At 64.5% G+C, this 16,722-nt stretch carries 16 protein-coding genes and 3 pseudogenes; 3 read left to right on the top strand and 16 right to left on the bottom strand.

Going from position 1 to position 16,722, the window contains the following annotated elements; translation table 11 throughout:
- Positions 1-10: 10 nt before the first annotated feature.
- Both DC31_RS01445 and DC31_RS01440 read left to right on the top strand, forming a co-directional pair.
- Positions 11-697, top strand: coding sequence for a lysoplasmalogenase (locus tag DC31_RS01445; protein ID WP_036276080.1), 687 nt, complete (start codon positions 11-13; stop codon positions 695-697).
- Complete coding sequence (locus tag DC31_RS01440) at positions 697-1,068, top strand: RNA-binding S4 domain-containing protein (protein WP_036276078.1); 372 nt, start codon at positions 697-699, stop codon at positions 1,066-1,068. The genes DC31_RS01445 and DC31_RS01440 overlap by 1 nt, the downstream gene beginning before the upstream one ends.
- Here the strand turns inward: DC31_RS01440 and DC31_RS01435 are convergent.
- A pseudogene (locus DC31_RS01435) lies at positions 1,066-1,557 on the bottom strand (NUDIX domain-containing protein); the annotation flags it as partial. The gene DC31_RS01440 and the pseudogene DC31_RS01435 overlap by 3 nt on opposite strands.
- A 79-nt stretch (positions 1,558-1,636) precedes the next feature.
- Between DC31_RS01435 and DC31_RS01430 the strand changes: the two are divergent.
- Entirely contained in the window at positions 1,637-2,194 is a 558-nt protein-coding gene (locus tag DC31_RS01430; RefSeq protein ID WP_036276072.1) for a phosphorylase family protein, read from the top strand.
- A gap of 16 nt (positions 2,195-2,210) precedes the next feature.
- On the opposite strand, the gene DC31_RS01425 is transcribed toward DC31_RS01430, so the two are convergent.
- The 15 genes and pseudogenes from DC31_RS01425 to DC31_RS01355 form a co-directional block, all read right to left on the bottom strand.
- On the bottom strand, positions 2,211-3,284 hold the full coding sequence (locus DC31_RS01425) for a Glu/Leu/Phe/Val dehydrogenase family protein (RefSeq protein ID WP_036276070.1): 1,074 nt from the start codon (positions 3,282-3,284) through the stop codon (positions 2,211-2,213).
- Between the two features lie 97 nt (positions 3,285-3,381).
- Positions 3,382-4,905: a ribosome biogenesis GTPase Der gene (der, locus tag DC31_RS01420; protein WP_036276068.1), complete on the bottom strand. Its 1,524-nt coding sequence runs from the start codon at positions 4,903-4,905 to the stop codon at positions 3,382-3,384.
- Positions 4,895-5,572: a (d)CMP kinase gene (gene cmk, locus DC31_RS01415; RefSeq protein ID WP_036276065.1), complete on the bottom strand. Its 678-nt coding sequence runs from the start codon at positions 5,570-5,572 to the stop codon at positions 4,895-4,897. The genes der and cmk overlap by 11 nt, the downstream gene beginning before the upstream one ends.
- Entirely contained in the window at positions 5,565-6,689 is a 1,125-nt protein-coding gene (locus DC31_RS01410; protein ID WP_036276063.1) for a prephenate dehydrogenase, read from the bottom strand. The genes cmk and DC31_RS01410 overlap by 8 nt, the downstream gene beginning before the upstream one ends.
- Positions 6,686-7,492, bottom strand: coding sequence for a pseudouridine synthase (locus tag DC31_RS01405; RefSeq protein WP_036276060.1), 807 nt, complete (start codon positions 7,490-7,492; stop codon positions 6,686-6,688). Before DC31_RS01405 ends, DC31_RS01410 begins: the two co-directional genes overlap by 4 nt.
- Positions 7,489-8,072, bottom strand: a pseudogene (gene scpB, locus DC31_RS01400) (SMC-Scp complex subunit ScpB). Before scpB ends, DC31_RS01405 begins: the two are co-directional and overlap by 4 nt.
- Entirely contained in the window at positions 8,062-8,940 is an 879-nt protein-coding gene (locus DC31_RS01395) for a segregation and condensation protein A (RefSeq protein ID WP_051606315.1), read from the bottom strand. Before DC31_RS01395 ends, scpB begins: the two are co-directional and overlap by 11 nt.
- A 19-nt stretch (positions 8,941-8,959) precedes the next feature.
- Positions 8,960-9,793, bottom strand: a complete 834-nt coding sequence (locus DC31_RS01390) for a ParA family protein (RefSeq protein WP_152545310.1) — start codon at positions 9,791-9,793, stop codon at positions 8,960-8,962.
- Positions 9,794-9,949: 156 nt separating this feature from the next.
- Positions 9,950-10,852, bottom strand: coding sequence for a site-specific tyrosine recombinase XerD (gene xerD / locus DC31_RS01385; protein ID WP_036276058.1), 903 nt, complete (start codon positions 10,850-10,852; stop codon positions 9,950-9,952).
- A gap of 2 nt (positions 10,853-10,854) precedes the next feature.
- Positions 10,855-11,427, bottom strand: coding sequence for an NUDIX domain-containing protein (locus tag DC31_RS01380; RefSeq protein ID WP_036276056.1), 573 nt, complete (start codon positions 11,425-11,427; stop codon positions 10,855-10,857).
- Positions 11,417-13,114: a CTP synthase gene (locus tag DC31_RS01375; RefSeq protein ID WP_036276054.1), complete on the bottom strand. Its 1,698-nt coding sequence runs from the start codon at positions 13,112-13,114 to the stop codon at positions 11,417-11,419. The genes DC31_RS01380 and DC31_RS01375 overlap by 11 nt, the downstream gene beginning before the upstream one ends.
- A 26-nt stretch (positions 13,115-13,140) precedes the next feature.
- Positions 13,141-14,822, bottom strand: a pseudogene (gene recN, locus DC31_RS01370) (DNA repair protein RecN).
- Complete coding sequence (locus DC31_RS01365; protein ID WP_036276052.1) at positions 14,819-15,739, bottom strand: NAD kinase; 921 nt, start codon at positions 15,737-15,739, stop codon at positions 14,819-14,821. The pseudogene recN and the gene DC31_RS01365 overlap by 4 nt, the downstream one beginning before the upstream one ends.
- On the bottom strand, positions 15,736-16,533 hold the full coding sequence (locus DC31_RS01360) for a TlyA family RNA methyltransferase (protein WP_036276049.1): 798 nt from the start codon (positions 16,531-16,533) through the stop codon (positions 15,736-15,738). The genes DC31_RS01365 and DC31_RS01360 overlap by 4 nt, the downstream gene beginning before the upstream one ends.
- Positions 16,530-16,712: a hypothetical protein gene (locus tag DC31_RS01355; protein WP_036276047.1), complete on the bottom strand. Its 183-nt coding sequence runs from the start codon at positions 16,710-16,712 to the stop codon at positions 16,530-16,532. The genes DC31_RS01360 and DC31_RS01355 overlap by 4 nt, the downstream gene beginning before the upstream one ends.
- Positions 16,713-16,722 lie beyond the last annotated feature (10 nt).

The raw sequence follows: 16,722 nt of genomic DNA, 5'->3' as shown, positions 1-16,722 counted from the left end.
CGATAGAAGCATGCAGCGCAGCACCCCGCTTCGAACGTTCCTCCCGTGGACGTTTCTCCCCTACATCGCGATGTCGATCGTGCATGTCGCTGCCCTTGCTTTCGAGAGCGAGATCGCCCCACCCACAAAGCTCTGGCTCATGCCACTGCTCGCGCTACCGGTGATCGTCTCGCTCCGCCTGCGCCCACCAAGCGCCATCGCGCTTCTTCTCATCGCCATCGTGCTGTCGTGGTTAGGCGACGGCGCCGGAGTCTTCTTCCCCGGTGGCCCCGAACTGCCGCTCATGCTGATGTTCTTCGGTCTCGCCCACATCGCCTACATCGTGCTTTTCGCTCGTATGCTGAAAGTGCGTCGGATGCCGTGGTGGGCCCTCGTGTACGCGGTGTGGTGGATAGCGATGATCGCTGTACTCGGCCCGCACACCGGCTCGTTGCTGTTTGCCGTCGCCGTCTACGGCCTCGTATTGGGCGGCACTGCGGCGTTCTCGACTCGCTGCCACCCCCTGGTGATCTGCGGCGGCGTCTTTTTCCTCATCAGCGACACGGTGCTGGCGTTCCGACTCTTCGTCCCGGATGCCATGCCACAGTGGACGAGTCCCCTCGTCATGCTCACCTACACACTCGGTCAGGGGCTCATCGTCGCTGGTGCCCTGGTGACACTGCGTACGAGAAGCCCACAAGCGAGGACGACGTCGTGATGGAAACCCCGGTCCGAGTGGACAGCTGGCTATGGGCCGTGCGCGTGTACAAGACCCGATCCGCCGCAACGACTGCATGCCGTGCGGGGCATGTACGCCTCAACGGCGTGAAGATCAAAGCTGCGCAGATGGTGAAACCAGGTGACGAACTGCGCGTGCGCATCAGCGGCTTCGATCGCATCCTCGCCGTGCGTCAGACGCTCACGAAACGCGTGGGCGCTCCGGTTGCTGCCCTCGCATATGACGAGCGCACTCCACCACGCGAACCTCAAGCCGCCCTTGGCCTCCGTGACCGCGGTGCGGGTCGCCCGACCAAGCGCGAACGCCGCGACATCGACAAGCTTCGCGGGCGCGACGGATTAGCTGAGTAGCTGCTCCCGCAGGCTCGGCCACGCTGCAGCAAAACCCGGATGCAACGGGAAATCTGTGACCTCATCGAACGGCACCCACTCCAGCGCGACGCTTTCGGGGTCACTGATCACAGGTTCAAACGGCGTGACGACGTCGGCAACGACCGTCGTATACGACCAGATCTTCAGATCCAGCACGCTCGTGAAGCGTGGCTTCACCGCACCGTCCGGGATGCCTGCTTCTTCAGCCGCTTCACGAAGTGCTCCATCTATCGCTGATTCCCCCTCGTGCAGCGCGCCACCGGGCAGTCCCCAGGTTCCGCCGAAGTGGCTCCAGCTGACCCGGTGCTGCAGCAGGATGCCACGCTCGCCATCAACAGCCAGCAAGCCCGCGGCGCCGAAGCGCCCCCAGTAACGCTCCCCCGTCTCAGCGACGACCCACGCATCACCAGGATCACGCGGCCCATCAGGGCGTCGTGGTTCACCGGGGGCAGGAGGAACAATCGTCACCCCCTCAGTTTTTCACAGCATCCGAAGAACTGGGTCTCAAGCGACGCGATCCGTAACGCAGGTCTGGGACAATAAAACGGTGAAGCTCCTCGTTGCCGCCCTAGATTCCGAACTCATCGCCTTTCCTGAGCAGCTGGAAGGCTTCGATCGGCTCGTGACCGGCCCGGGAAAGGTCAAGGCGGCCTACGCCCTGACCCGCGCGCTTGACGCCGGCGAATACGACGAGATTCTCGTGGTGGGAACTGCTGGCGCACTTGACCCGGCAGTCGAATCTGGCGTGCACGACGTTCACATCGCGTTCCAGCACGACGTCATCAACGAAGAGGGCGTCAAAGGCGAGCATGTCTCGATGCCGCAACGAATGGTGATCGGCGACGGCGACATGGTGATCGCCACCGGAGACAGCTTTATCGACGACGCGGATGCCGTGACCCTGATCCGCTCGCTGGGTGGCCGCCTCGTCGACATGGAGTCATACGTCTACGCCTGGGTCGCTGCGCAGTTCGGTGTGCCGATCCGCATATGGAAGGCCGTCTCTGACCGCGCCCAAGATGACGCGAACACCACCTGGACGGAGGCAGTCACAGCGTGCAGCCATCAGCTGCGTGACCGCCTCCGCGACCAGTACGGTGTGTAAACGAGCACGGGTCTAGCTAGCTCAGCACCGACTCGGAAGTCCCGGCGCGCAAGCGCGCAGCTGCCAACTCTTCGGCGGCGGCAAGCGGCGTGATGCCACGCTCAACGGAATCGGCAAGGATCGTCCGCACCGTGTCACCGATCTGCGTGACGCGCTGCATGATCTCTTCCCTCGTGCCACGCTCTTTCGCCACGTGGTCGAGGTAGATCACGCCGCCGGCGTTCACCACGAAGTCGGGGGCGTACAGGATGCCGCGCGCTGCCAGGCGATCTGCACCGCTGTGTGATGCGAGAGGGTTGTTCGCCGGCCCGCACACCGCTGCGGTCTCGAGCGCATCGATGACGGCATCCGTCAGCAAACCGCCGATGCCGGCCGGGACGAACACATCCGAGGGCACGAGATGCTCAGTGCCCGGTTCGACCCAGGTCGCACCGAGTTCGGTGGCAAGGTGGCGCCGCGCGGAGTTCACGTCCGTGACGGTCAACACAGCCCCCTCAGCAGACAGCCGAACCGCGAGGCGACCGCCCACCTGGCCAAGCCCCGAGATCGTGATCCGACGGCCTGTGACATCCGCGCTTCCGGTCGTGCTCTCGAGCACCGCGCGCAACGACTCATAGACACCGAGGCTGGTGGGTCCGGCCGGCTCGCCAGAGCCACCGGCAGCATCCGGCAGTCCGACGACATGGGCCGTGCGTTCGCCCACGACAGCCATGTCGTCCATGGTCGAGCCGACATCCTCTGCCGTGCGGTACCGGCCGCCGAAAGACTCCACGACATCACCAAGATCAAGGAAAGCATCTCGACGTCGCGCGGCGTCAAGTACTGTTCCCGGCTCCAGGCCGATAACTGCTTTGCCACCGCCAGCGTCGAGTCCGGCCGTTGCGTTCTTCAGTGTCATCGCAGCCGACAGGCGCAGGGCGTCGCCGAGCGCGTCACTCCAGTGCGAATACGTCCACAATCGGGCGCCGCCAAGCGCAGAGCCAAGCACCGAAGAATGCAACGCCACAGCCATGAAGAGGGCACTGCGCCGACCGGTGATCACCTCCACTCGCTCGTGAGTGAAGTCAGGAAGGGGCAGGATATGCGTCATTGCATGCTCTTTCGACAGGCCTTGTGGGCGCGGCTGTGGATACCGCGCTTTTCGCGGCATCCACCTCCATTGCACCACTCCGCCCGCGAATGGGCAACTAGTGCGAGCGCTTCTCCCGCACACGCATGTTGATGACGATGGGCGTGCCGTCGAATTCGTACAACTCGCGCAGGCGACGCTGGATGAACCGGCGATAGCCCGGGTCGAGGAAGCCTGTCGTGAACAGCACGAATGTCGGCGGACGCGTCGACGCCTGGGTACCGAACAGAATGCGCGGCTGCTTGCCACCACGCAGCGGGTGCGGGTGTTCGGCGATCAGTTCGGCAAGGAAAGCATTGAACTTGCCCGTCGGAATGCGACGGTCCCAGTTCTCAAGCGCCGTTTCAAGCGCGGGAACCAGCTTGTCGAAGTGGCGACCGGTCTTCGCCGAGATGTTCACGCGAGGAGCCCACGTGACGTGAGCAAGATCCTGCTCGATCTCACGCTCAAGGTAACGACGGCGGTCTGCGTTTTCCAGATCGATGTCGTTGAGGCGATCCCACTTGTTGAAAGCAAGGACGAGCGAGCGTCCTGATTCCAACACGAGGTCGATGATGCGCACGTCCTGCTCGCTGATCGACTCAGAAACGTCGAGCACGACGACGGCAACTTCTGCCTTCTCGAGCGCGGCAGACGTACGAAGTGAGGCATAGAAGTCGGCGCCCTGCTGCAGGTGCACGCGGCGACGGATACCGGCGGTGTCGACGAGGCGCCAAAGCTTTCCGCCGAGCTCGACGACCGAGTCCACCGGGTCACGGGTGGTGCCCGCGAGCTCGTTGACGACGACGCGCTCTTCGCCCGCAGCCATGTTCAGCAGCGAGGACTTGCCTACGTTCGGGCGGCCGAGGATCGCGACGCGACGCGGGCCACCAATCTCGTACTTAGCGACCGCTGAGATGCTGGGCAGCTTCTCCAACACAGCATCGAGCAGGTCAGCGACGCCACGACCGTGGACGGCAGACGTCGGATACGGCTCACCAAGACCGAGGCTCCAGAGCGCCGCGATTTCGGGTTCCTGCCGGAAGTCATCGATCTTGTTCGCGACCAGGAACACCGGCTTGCCGCTCTTACGCAGCAGCTTCACGACGTGCTCGTCTGTGGACGTTGCACCCACGATCGCGTCGACGACGAACAGCACGACGTCGCAGAGGTCGATCGCGATCTCAGCCTGGGCTGCGACCGAGCGATCAATGCCCTTCGCATCTGGCTCCCAGCCACCGGTGTCGACCAGCGAGAAGCGGCGGTCGGCCCACTCTGCCTTGTAGGTCACGCGGTCGCGGGTGACACCGGGGGTGTCTTCCACGACGGCTTCACGTCGACCGAGGATGCGGTTCACGAGCGCGGACTTGCCCACGTTCGGGCGTCCCACGATCGCGACGACAGGAAGAGCGGGCAAGAATTCGATGCCGCCCTCACCCTGTGTGAGGCCCGCGAGCAGCGCCGCGTCATCCTCATCGAGGTCGTAGTCGGCGAGACCGGCGCGCAGTGCTTCCGCGCGCTGTTCGGCGAGCTGCTCGTCGAGCTCGTCCATCTTCTCGGCGAGGCGGTCGGGGCCGCCTTCGTATTCTTCGTCAGCGGGCATTTTCCGCTCCTTGCTTTCGTTCGATCACCGCGAGTACGGCATCGATGGTCTGTGGGAAATCGAGGTCTGTTGAGTCGACGACTTCGACGCCTTCGGCGGCGTTCAGGAAGTCGACCACTGCGCTGTCGGAAGCATCACGCTTGTGTAGCGCTTCAGCGACGACAGCAGCATTCTCACTGGCAAGTTCGCCAGCGCGTCGGGCCGCCCGTACCTCGGGGGCGGCGGTGAGAAGGATGCGTACGGGGGCGTCGGGGGCGACCACCGTCGTGATGTCACGCCCCTCGACAACGACCGCGGGATAGGGCGAGGTCGCCACCAGCGAGCGGAAGAAAATGTTCACCTGTTCGCGCACCGCTGGCACGCGTGCGACGCCACTGACGGCGTCTGAGACCCGAGGTTCGCGGATCGTTTCGGTGATGTCGATATCGCCAATAGCGACGGTGCGGTCATCGGGGTCAAGCCCCAGCCGCAGATCGAAAGCGGATGCCGCGGCGAGAACCGCATCGACATCGCCGGTGTCGGCACCGCTGTTGAGCACATGCCAGGCGAGCGCGCGGTAGGCGGCGCCGGTGTCGAGGTAGCCGTAGCCGAGCGTGCGCGCAACAGCTTTGGAGACACTTGATTTGCCTGAGCCCGCGGGGCCGTCGATGGCGATGAATTCACTCATTAGTCGCTCCCGCAATCCGCCATCCGCGCTCCTGCAGCCCTTCGATCGCTCCGAGCAATGCAGCCGGGGCCACGCTGATCTCGGCGAGGCCGAACTGAGCGCCCGGCGAATGCTCCAGACGCAGGTCTTCTACGTTCACCCCGAGTTCGCCGAGCTCGCCGAACAATCGTCCGAGCTGACCAGCAGTGTCGTCAACCATGACGACGAGCTGTTCAAACTTGCGGTTCTGGCCGTGCTTGCCCGGCAGACGATCGACGCCGTCGTTGCCCTGGCGAATAGCTTCTGCGACGACACGCCGGGCTCCAGGAGCAGCCGGGTCGCGCAGCGCATCCGACACCTCTCGGAGGTCGTCGGCAAGTGCGTCAAGTATCTCTACGACCGGCTGCGCGTTGGCGCCGAGAATCTGCACCCAGAGTTCGGGTGCGGATGCCGCGATGCGCGTGGTGTCACGCACTCCTTGCCCTGCAAGGCGCAGCGCCTCTTCGTCTGCAGTCGCGAGGCGACCGGCTAAGAGGCTCGCCACGACCTGCGGCACATGCGAGGTCAACGCCACCGAGCGGTCGTGCTCTTCTGGCGTCATCTCTAGCGGCATAGCGCCGACGTCGAGCGCGAGAGCCTCAACCAGGGCAAGGTCGGCCGTGCGGGTCTGCTCGTCCCGACAGACAACCCAGGGTCGTCCGATGAACAGATCGGCGCGCGCAGAGATCGCTCCCCCGCGCTCACGACCGGCGAGCGGGTGTGAGCCGATGTAGCGAGTGATGTCGACGCCACGGTCTTTCAGCGCACGGAACGGTTCGAGTTTCACGCTCGCAACATCGGTGACGACAGCATCCGGAAAGCGCCTGAGCTCTGCCTCGATAACGTCGGCAGTGACATCGGGCGGCACGGACACGACAACTAGAACGGGCGCGTCATCGTCACGCGCCGCGCGGCCTGCACCGTAGTCGATGGCGAGCCGCAGCTGCGCAGGCGACGTGTCGGCGAGAACGACGTCTACACCCTTGGCCGTCAGTGCGTGCCCGATACTGGCGCCGAGGAGGCCCGCGCCGACGATGCGCACCGTCCCCGAAAGCCGCGGCGCATTGCCGCTGCCATTGGTTCTGGCCGTGTCGGTCACTCGTTCTCCTGGGCGTCTCCCGGCGTCTTGTCCGCAGGGGAATCTTGGCGCGAGAGAGTCAACAGCGCACCACATTCGATTTTAGTCAGTTCTCGCGTCTTCCCGGCCGGGAGAGTTCCCAGGTGGAGTGGACCGAACTGACGACGAACCAATTCGGTGACCGGGTGCCCGACTGCGGCGAGCATGCGACGAACGATCCGGTTGCGCCCGGAGTGCAGGGTGAGCTCGACCAGGCTGGAACCCCGCGAGACGTCGAGAAGACGCGCCTTGTCTGCCTTGATCGGGCCGTCTTCGAGCTCGATGCCCTTGGTGAGCTGAGCGATGACCTGCGCGGTGACGGTACCTTCGACCTTCGCGATGTATACCTTGGTGACGCCGAACGACGGGTGTGCGAGGACGTGTGCGAGCTCGCCGTCGTTGGTGAGGATGAGCAGTCCACTGGTCTCAGCATCCAAACGGCCCACATTGTAGAGCCGCTCTTCCCAGTCTTTGGTGAACTGGCGAAGATCCGGTCTGCCGTTCTCATCCTTCATCGTGCTGACTACGCCGGTGGGCTTGTTCAGCATGACGTAGCGCTTGGAAACGTCGAGCTGGACTGCCGTGCCATCGACGTCGACAATGTCGTTCTCCGGATCGATCCGGCGACCAAGCTCGGTGACGACCGTTCCATTGACGCGGATGCGGCCTTCGACGATGTAGTCCTCCACCACTCTGCGTGATGCGACGCCCGCCGCGGCGAGCACCTTCTGAAGTCGCACGCCCTCCGGCGCTTCGCCTGCGGTGCCTGTCACAGCGTCACTCATCTGATGTTCCCTTCGTCGAATCCGTCTGCACCGTCATCGAGCAGCGGTGAGATCGGTGGCAGCTCATCGAGCGAGTTGATGCCAAGGTTCTGCAGCAACGCGTCGGTGGTGCCGTAGTTGATAGCGCCGGTTTCGGAGTCGGCGAAAAGTTCGGTGATGAGCCGCGGGCAAGAAGCGTGCGCACGACAGAGTCGACGTTCACCGCGCGGATCGATGCCACCTGGCTGCGGGTAACGGGCTGCTTATAAGCGATCACGGCGAGCGTCTCGAGTGCCGCCTGCGAAAGTCGCGCGGGGGCTTGTCCGCCCACAAACTCAGCGACGAGGTCGTCCAGGTCTTCGCGGACGAACAGCCGCCAGCCGCCGCCAACCTCACGCAGTTCAAACCCACGCCGAGGCCCCCGACCCTTGCCGTCATAGTCCTCAACGAGCGTCTCGATTGCTTGCCGCACGGCCGGTACCGGTGCGCCGACGGCTGCGGCGAGGGCAACGAGACCCAGCGGCTCGTCGATGATGAGCAGGATCGCTTCCAGCTTCTCAGTGAGAGGGATCTCGATCACGGGTGCGTTTTCATCGGTCATAATCAGCCCCCAGGCTCGCAAGTGTTTCGTCCGACCAGGATTCGGCAGACCAGCGCAGCGTCAGCTCGCCGAGCGGTTCTAATTGTTCGAAGGACAGCGCCGACTGCCGGTAAAGCTCGAGCACCGAGATAAAGCGCGCGACGACAATGCCGGGCTCTGTCGTCCCCGCGACCAACTCACGGAAGGTCAGCGAGTCGGTGTTGCGCAGCAGCGTCACGACGATCGCGGCCTGCTCACGGATGCTGACGAGCGGGGCGTGCAGATGGTCGAGCCCCACGGTGGGGATCTCTTTCGGCGCGAAGGCAAGCAGTGCGATGGCGGCGAAATCATCGACGCTGAGCGTCCACACCAACTCGGGCGTCTGTCGGCGGTGCTTCTCATCGAGGCGCGCGGCCCGCACGTGTCGACGATCCTCTCGCTTCAAGCAACGGGAAAACCACGCCGAGACCTCTTTGAATGCGCGGTACTGCAGCAGCCGCGCAAACAGCAGGTCACGTGCCTCGAGCAGTGCCACCGATTCTGCGTCGACCAATTCCCCTTGGGGCAACAAGCCGGCGACTTTCATGTCGAGCAGCGTCGCCGCGATCACGAGAAATTCGGAGGCCTGATCCAGCTCTTCGTCGGACTCCATCTGACCCAGATACGCGATGAACTCGTTGGTGACAGCGCTCAGCGACACCTCGGTGATGTCCATCTCATGCTTCGAGATGAGATTCAGCAGCAGGTCAAATGGTCCGTCAAAGTTGGTCAGCGAGACGCGGAACCCCTCGGGTTCGCTTCCGGACCCTTCAACAGGCTCAGGGACCGGAAGCTCGACAGGGTCAGTTCTACGCGACGATCGGACGCCTCCGGCGTCCTCAAACGGCACAGTGCCTTCTGCGCCGTCGCTACGCGACGGCGCCACGGGCGACCAGCTCCCGCGCCAGTCGCAGATACGCCTGGGCGGCGGCATGCTCGGGTGCGAACTCTGTGATGGGTACGCCAGACACCGACGCGTCGGGGAACTTCACTGTGCGCCCAATCACCGTCTCGAGTACATCGTCGCCAAACGTCTCGACGACGCGTTCCAGCACTTCACGAGAGTGCAGCGTGCGCGAGTCGTACATCGTGGCGAGAAGTCCGTCGAGGGTGATCCCAGGGTTGAGGCGGTCGCGCACCTTCTCGATCGTCTCGATGAGAAGTGCCACTCCGCGCAGGGCGAAGAACTCGCACTCCAGCGGGATCAGCACACCGTGGCTCGCGGTGAGCGCGTTCACCGTCAGCAAACCCAGCGAGGGCTGGCAGTCGATGAGGATGACGTCGTATTCGCCGGCGACCTGACGCAGCACCCGCGCGAGGATAGTCTCGCGCGCGACTTCGTTGACGAGGTGCACTTCCGCCGCAGACAGGTCGATGTTCGCGGGGAGGACGTCGAGCCCTTCCACCGAAGACTTGACGATCACTTCGTGCGCGTCGCGCTTCGTGTCCAGCAGCAGATCGTAGATCGTGGGCACATCGTGGGTCTGGATGCCGAGGCCAGCGGAGAGCGCACCCTGCGGGTCGAAGTCAACCGCGAGCACCTTGCGTCCGTACTCGGCGAGTGCGGCAGCGAGGTTGATCGTGGTGGTCGTCTTGCCGACGCCGCCCTTCTGGTTGCAGAGCGCAATGATGCGCGCGGGTCCGTGCGACTTGAGTGGTGCGGGGGTGGGGAAGCCGTGATAGGGACGCCCTGTGGGTCCCATCGGGGTTTCGCCGTCCTTAGACGTCTTTCCCTTGGATTTCACCACGTTCTGAGCCACCGAATCTCCTGCTTCCCTCATGCTTGGTCGATTCTATCGATTCGCCCGCGGATCCGCGGGTTCCCCACCCGGCGATCCCGCGGAATCCTCCACCGGAGCTCACCGTGCGCGCGGATGCGATGTTGCGTAGATGTCCCGAAGCGTGTCGACGGACACGTGCGTGTAGATCTGGGTGGTGGCGACCGAGGCATGCCCCAGCAGTTCTTGAACGACACGCACATCAGCCCCGCCCTGGAGCAGATGCGTAGCGAACGAGTGGCGGAGTGTATGGGGCGACACTTCAGATGTGATGTGCGCGGCCTCAGCGGCCGCTCGGATGACCAACCAGGCGCTCTGACGCGAGAGCGGCGCGCCACGTGCCCCAAGGAACAGTCGCGCCGAGGCCCTCCCCTTGGCTGCGAGTCCCGGTCTGACCCGCGTGAGGTAGGCGTCGACGGCATCCCTTGCGAACGATCCAATCGGAACGATTCGTTCTTTCGATCCCTTGCCGCGAAGTCGCAGCACATCGCCGTGTGCAAGGTCGTCGACGTCGAGTCCGATTGCTTCAGAGACACGAGCCCCGGTCGCGTACAGCAGTTCGAGCAGCGCGCGGTCACGGATCCCGATCGGCTCTTCAGCCGAGGGCGCTGCGAGCAGCCGCTCGACCTGGTCGATCGTGAGCGCCTTCGGGAGACGCTGCGGCGCCTTGGGCGGACGCAACCTCCCACTCGGATCCTCGAGCTCGATGCCTTCACGCACCAGATATCGATGCAACCCGCGCACGGATGATTGCAGCCTCGCGATGCTGGTTGCCGCAGGCACCGGAACCAGCGATGAACGATCGGAAATGAAGCGTCCAATGATTGCACCAGTTACCGCGGCGGTGTCATCGATGCCTGCCTCAGTCAGCCATTCCAGGTAGACACCCAGATCACGGCGATACGCACCGACCGTGTTCTCGGAGAGGCCGCGCTCGATCGTGATGTGCCTGAGGTAGGTATCGATCGCACGATCCAGGCGCATCGTTACCTCTCAGCGCGCCTCAGCGATGCGGCGAGGACACCATTCGCGAGCAGGGCGTTGCGCATCCGTCCGTCGAGGACAGCCGTCACGGCGTCCGCCAGCGGCACCCATTCGACCCGAATGTCAGCCTCTTCTTCGGTGCGGGCATGCGTGTCGGGAGCATCCGACAACCCCGTGGCGAGGAAGAAGTGCACGATCTCGTTGCTGCCGCCGGGTGTCGTGAACGTGGAAAGCAGTGGCTTCCAATCCGCGGCGATGAGATCGGTCTCCTCGGCCAACTCACGCTGGGCGGCGAGCAACGGCTCCTCCCCCTCGATGTCGAGGAGCCCCGCAGGCAGTTCCCAATCGCGGCTTCGAATCGGGTGCCGGTACTGCTGAATCAGCAGAACACGGTCGTTTTCATCAATCGCGACGATCGCCACCGCACCGGTGTGATCGACGTAGTGACGAGTGATCTCAGAGTCGCCGTAGCGGAACCGGTCGGAGCGTACGTCCCAGACCGCCCCGTCAAAGACGACCTCGCTCGAGATGATCTCCGGGTTCAGCTCTTCGTCGCGAAGTGTCTCAGGCATCATCTGACACGTCGAACAGCTCGCTGGAGCGGTGCCGCTCGATCGCTGCGCCGATCAGACCGCGGAACAGCGGGTGCGGGGCGGTTGGGCGCGAGCGCAGCTCGGGGTGCGCCTGGGTGGCGATGTAGTACGGGTGCACGTCACGCGGCAGCTCGACGTATTCGACGAGGTCAAGCTCGGGGTTGAGGCCGGAGAAGACGAGGCCCGCATCCGAAAGTCGTCCACGGTAGGCGTTGTTGACCTCGTAACGGTGACGGTGGCGCTCAGACGCTTCCGCCGAGCCGTACAGCTCACGGGCGAGTGTGCCCTCGCCGAGCGCGGCCTGGTAGAGACCGAGGCGCATGGTGCCACCGAGGTCGCCGCCCTCGAGGATCTCAACCTGCTCAGCCATCGTGGCGATGACGGGCTCGGCCGTCTCCGGGTCGAACTCGGTGGAGGACGCACCCTCGATGCCGGCGACATCGCGCGCGTACTCGATGACCATGCACTGCAGGCCGAGGCAGAGACCGAGGGTCGGGATGCCCTGTTCTCTGGCGAACTTCAGCGCGCCGAGCTTGCCCTCGATGCCGCGGATGCCGAACCCGCCGGGCACGCAGATCCCGTCAACGTCGGACAACGCTTTGGCTGCGCCTTCTGGCGTCTCGCAGGAGTCGGAGGGAACCCAGCGGATGTTGACGTGCGTCTCTTGTGCGAAGCCACCGGCGCGCAGCGCCTCGGTGACCGAGAGGTACGCATCCGGAAGGTCGATGTACTTGCCGACCAGCCCGATGGTGACCTCGTGCTTGGGGTTGTGCACGGCCTCCAGCACCTTCTGCCAACGGGTCCAGTCGACCTCAGGGGCAGCTTTGTCACCGAGACCAAGACGACGCACGATGTACGAGTCGAGTCCCTGCTCGTTGAGCGTGGACGGGATGTCGTAGATGCTCGGCAGGTCGACAGTGTTGATGACCGCTTCGACATCGACGTCGCACATCAGCGCGATCTTGTTGCGGTTGCTCTCGCTGACCGGACGATCGCTGCGCAGCACAAGCGCGTCCGGCTGGATACCGACCTGGCGAAGAGCTGCGACGGAGTGCTGGGTGGGCTTGGTCTTCTGCTCACCGGATGCACCCATGAACGGCACGAGCGAGACATGCACGAAGAACACGCTGTCGCGACCGAGCTCGTGACGAAGCTGGCGGGCAGACTCAAGGAACGGCTGCGACTCGATATCGCCGACCGTGCCACCGACCTCGGTGATGATGACGTCTGGCCGCGGCTCTTCGGTAGCCTGCAGGCGCATGCGGCGCTTGATCTCATCGGTGATGTGCGGGATGACCTGCACGGTGTCGCCGAGGTACTCGCCACGGCGCTCGCGCGCGATGACCTGCGAGTAGATCTGGCCGGTAGTGACATTGGCAGCCTCAGAGAGGTTGATGTCGAGGAAGCGCTCGTAGTGGCCGATGTCGAGATCGGTCTCTGCACCATCGTCGGTGACGAAAACCTCACCGTGCTGGAAGGGGTTCATCGTGCCAGGATCGACGTTCAGGTAGGGGTCGAGCTTCTGCATCACGACGCGCAAACCGCGCGCGGTAAGAAGGTTCCCAAGGCTCGCAGCAGTCAAGCCTTTACCCAAAGACGAAACGACACCACCGGTCACAAAGATGTGCTTGGTCGTGTCGTTTTTGGGCCCCGCATCAGAAGAGTTCATCACGGGCTTAAATCCTAACAGTTCGCTCAGACCGCAAGGCTGAGAAGTTCTCGGGCGTGGGTGAGTGCAGCGTCAGAATCGGTGAGCCCGGACAGCAGCCGCGCCATCTCCGCTTCCCGTTCCGTTCCTTCCAGACGCCGGACACTTGAAGCCGTGACAGCGCCATCATTGGCCTTCACGACAGAAAGATGATTCGAAGCGAAGGCCGCGACCTGCGCGAGATGCGTGACCGCGATGACCTGAGACGTCTCTGCAAGTCGGGCGAGTCGCCGGCCTACCTCGATCGCTGCGGCACCGCCGATTCCGGCATCCACCTCATCGAACACAAAGGTCGGTACCGGGTCGGTGCTGGCAATCACGACCTCGATCGCGAGCATGACGCGCGAGAGCTCTCCGCCCGATGCGCTCTTCGCGACCGAGCGCGGCTCGGCGCCAGGGTGCGGCGCGAGCAAGATCGCCACATCGTCGCGGCCGTGGGTGCTCTCGCCCCCCGCGCGGACCGCTACTTCAAGACGAGCATCGGGCATGGCCAAGGCACGCAGCTCTTCGGTGACCGCGGTTCCGAGCCGGCCAGCGGCCTCTGTGCGAGCGGCTGTCAGCACCGCCGCTCGGTCGTCGACCGATACCCGCGCACTGTCGCGCTCTTCGTGCAGCCGATCGAGCCTGTCGCCGTCGTCATCGAGCTCAGCTAGGCGCGCAGAGCCGGTCTGCCAGAGCTCGAGCGCCTCGTCGAGCGATCCGTGCGCACGGATCAGCGTCGTAAGTGCAGCACGTCGCTCTTCGACGGCGGCGAGTTCGTGCGGCCCGGTCTCATCGAGGTCGGCAAGGTAGGCGGAGAGTTGGACTGCGAGGTCAGTGATGCGGTACCCGACATCAGCCATCCCCTCTGAAATCTCAGCGAGCGCGGGGTCCGCGGCGCGTTCCAGGGCTCGGCGTGCCTCGGCCACGAGCGCGGATGCGTCGGGTTCGCCTTCTTCGCTCGAAAGGGCGCCGCGTGCGAGGGATGCCGCACTCCGCAGCTCCTCGGCGTTCGATAGCCGTTCGGCGCGCTCTGCAAGCGCGGCGTCTTCTCCGGTCTCCGGTGCGGTCGCCTCGATCAGCGCGAGCGCCTCACGGAGGCGGCCTGCTTCTTCGGCTCGACGATCGTGGTTCTGGGTGATCTCGGTGATCTCGGCATCCAGTTCCCGCCAGCGAGCGAAGGCCGCGGAATATGCGGACAGCGCCACGGATATCTGCTCGCCCCCGAAGCGATCGAGCGCGTCCCGCTGCGCAGCCGTGGAGCGAAGCCGCAGCTGCTCGGACTGGCCGTGCACGACGACAAGCTGGTCTGCAAGGGCAGAGAGCACGCCTGCCGGGGCTGCGCGTCCACCGACGCTCGCGCGGCTGCGGCCTTCCGCACTGAGCGTGCGTGAGACGTACAGCTCGCCGTGTTCGTCATCGATCGGCTCGAGGTCTCCCCCAGCATCCGAAACGATGTCTGCCACCGGACCTTTACCCGGCACGATCCAGACGCCTGCGACAGAGGCCTGAGCGACTCCGGCGCGCACGCGCCGGAGTCAGCACGCTGACCGAGCAGCAGACCGAGCCCGGTGACGACCATGGTTTTCCCTGCGCCGGTCTCGCCGGTGATCGCGGTGAACCCTGGGCCGAGCGGCAACACAGCATCCGCGATGACGCCGAGGCCCTGCATCCGCATCTCTTCGATCACGCAGGCAGCCCTTCGACCTGTCCGCGCCAGCCCGCCACCGGCAGCTGGAACTTGCGTACCAGACGGTCGGTGAAGGCGGTGGGGTGCAGTCGTGCGAGCCGCACCGGACGCGAAGAGCGCTGCACGACAACGCGCGCACCGGGCGGGAGATCGTGCGAACGTCGCCCATCACACCAGAGGATGCCGGTGCCCGTCGTGCGCTCGAGCATCTCGATCGCGACGGAGGCATCGGGACTGACAACGAGCGGGCGAGCGAACAGCGCGTGCGCTGATAGCGGGATCACGGCGATCGCTTCGACGCTCGGCCAGATCACCGGTCCCCCGGCAGAGAAGTTGTATGCGGTCGATCCGGTAGGTGTCGAGATGACCATGCCGTCGCAGCCGTAGCTCGATAGCGGACGCCCGTCGATCTCTACGACGACCTCGATCATCCGCTCGCGGCTTGCCTTTTCGACGGTGGCTTCGTTCAGGGCCCAGGTATCAAAGACGACGTCGCCCGCGGAATCTTTCACTCGTACAGAGAGCGCGAGTCGCTCTTCGACGTCGTAGTCGCGCGCGATGACGCGGTGAACGGCATCGTCCATCGCGTCGCGTTCGATTTCGGCGAGGAAGCCGACGTGGCCCATGTTGATTCCGAGAACCGGTGCGCTACCGGCCCGGACGAGTTCGGCCGCGCGCAGGATCGTCCCGTCGCCGCCGAGCACAATGGCAAGCTCTAGTTCATCGACGGGGATGACATCCCCTAGTGTGTCGACGCCGCTGAAATCGCTGTCGACGGCAGAAAGTTCTGCGCGATCTTCGGGCGACAACACTGGCCTCGCGCCAGCATTACGCAGCAGTGTGATGATGTGGCGGGCGGCAGCGACCGTATCGTCCCGGCCCGCGTGGGCGACAACCAGGATGTTGCGCTCGTTCATCGTCCTCCCGCCAGCTCGTTGATCCGTTCCGTCCATTCTGTCGGATTGCTCCCCCGGCCGGGTGCCAGGTGGACGAGGAACTCCGCATTGCCATGGGTGCCGAGAATCGGTGACGCGATGATGCCGAGCATGCCGAATCCAGCGTCCCACCCGCTCCAGACCACTCGCGCCACGGCATCCGCGCGCGTGGCGGGGTCGGTGACAAGACCGCCGCGAACGGCTGTGCGTCCGACCTCGAACTGCGGTTTCACAAGCAGCACGATATCGGCGTCGGATGCCGCGACAGCAGCGACCGCAGGAAGAATCAGCTCAAGCGAGATGAATGACAGGTCGCCGACGATCAGGTCGGGCAGCGACTGCTCGCCGGTAGCTTCTGCCAGGTTCTCGCGCGTCATGTAACGCGCGTTGAAGCCCTCGACGCTGACCACGCCCGGATCCGCGGCGACAGAAGGCGCCAGCTGGTCGTGCCCGACATCAACAGCGAGCACTTTTCGTGCGCCACGCTCACGGAGCACCTGGGTGAATCCGCCAGTAGACGCACCCAGGTCGAGAGCAAGACGCCCTTCGACGACGACGCCGAAGTCATCGAGCGCGGCAACGAGTTTCTGCGCACCGCGGCTGACGTAGTGGTCGCTCTCCGCGAGTGTGATCACGGCGTCGTCGCTGACTGCGGCGGAGGCTTTGATGATCTGGCGTCCGTCGACACTGACAAGTCCGGCTGCGATCAGAGTGGATGCATGGCTACGCGAGCGCGCCAGACCTCGCGCAGCGAGGGTGGCATCGAGGCGGGTCACCGATCTCCTGACAGGTTCTTCTCACGGGAGTCGGCTCTGGTGCCGCTCTCGAGTCGGCGGAAAAGTTCGTCGTGCAGTGTTGAGTAGGCATCGGCTCGTGCGGCCAGGGGTTGCCCCTCGATCAGGCGCAACCGACTCCACAGACCATCGGTCGGCGTCGCCATCGTCTCATCGCTCACATGTTCCACT

It is taken from the genome of Microbacterium sp. CH12i (assembly GCF_000685355.1).
Lineage (GTDB): Bacteria > Actinomycetota > Actinomycetes > Actinomycetales > Microbacteriaceae > Microbacterium.
Note: the sequence above shows the minus strand (reverse complement) of the source record. Positions and strands in the feature narration are given on the sequence as shown.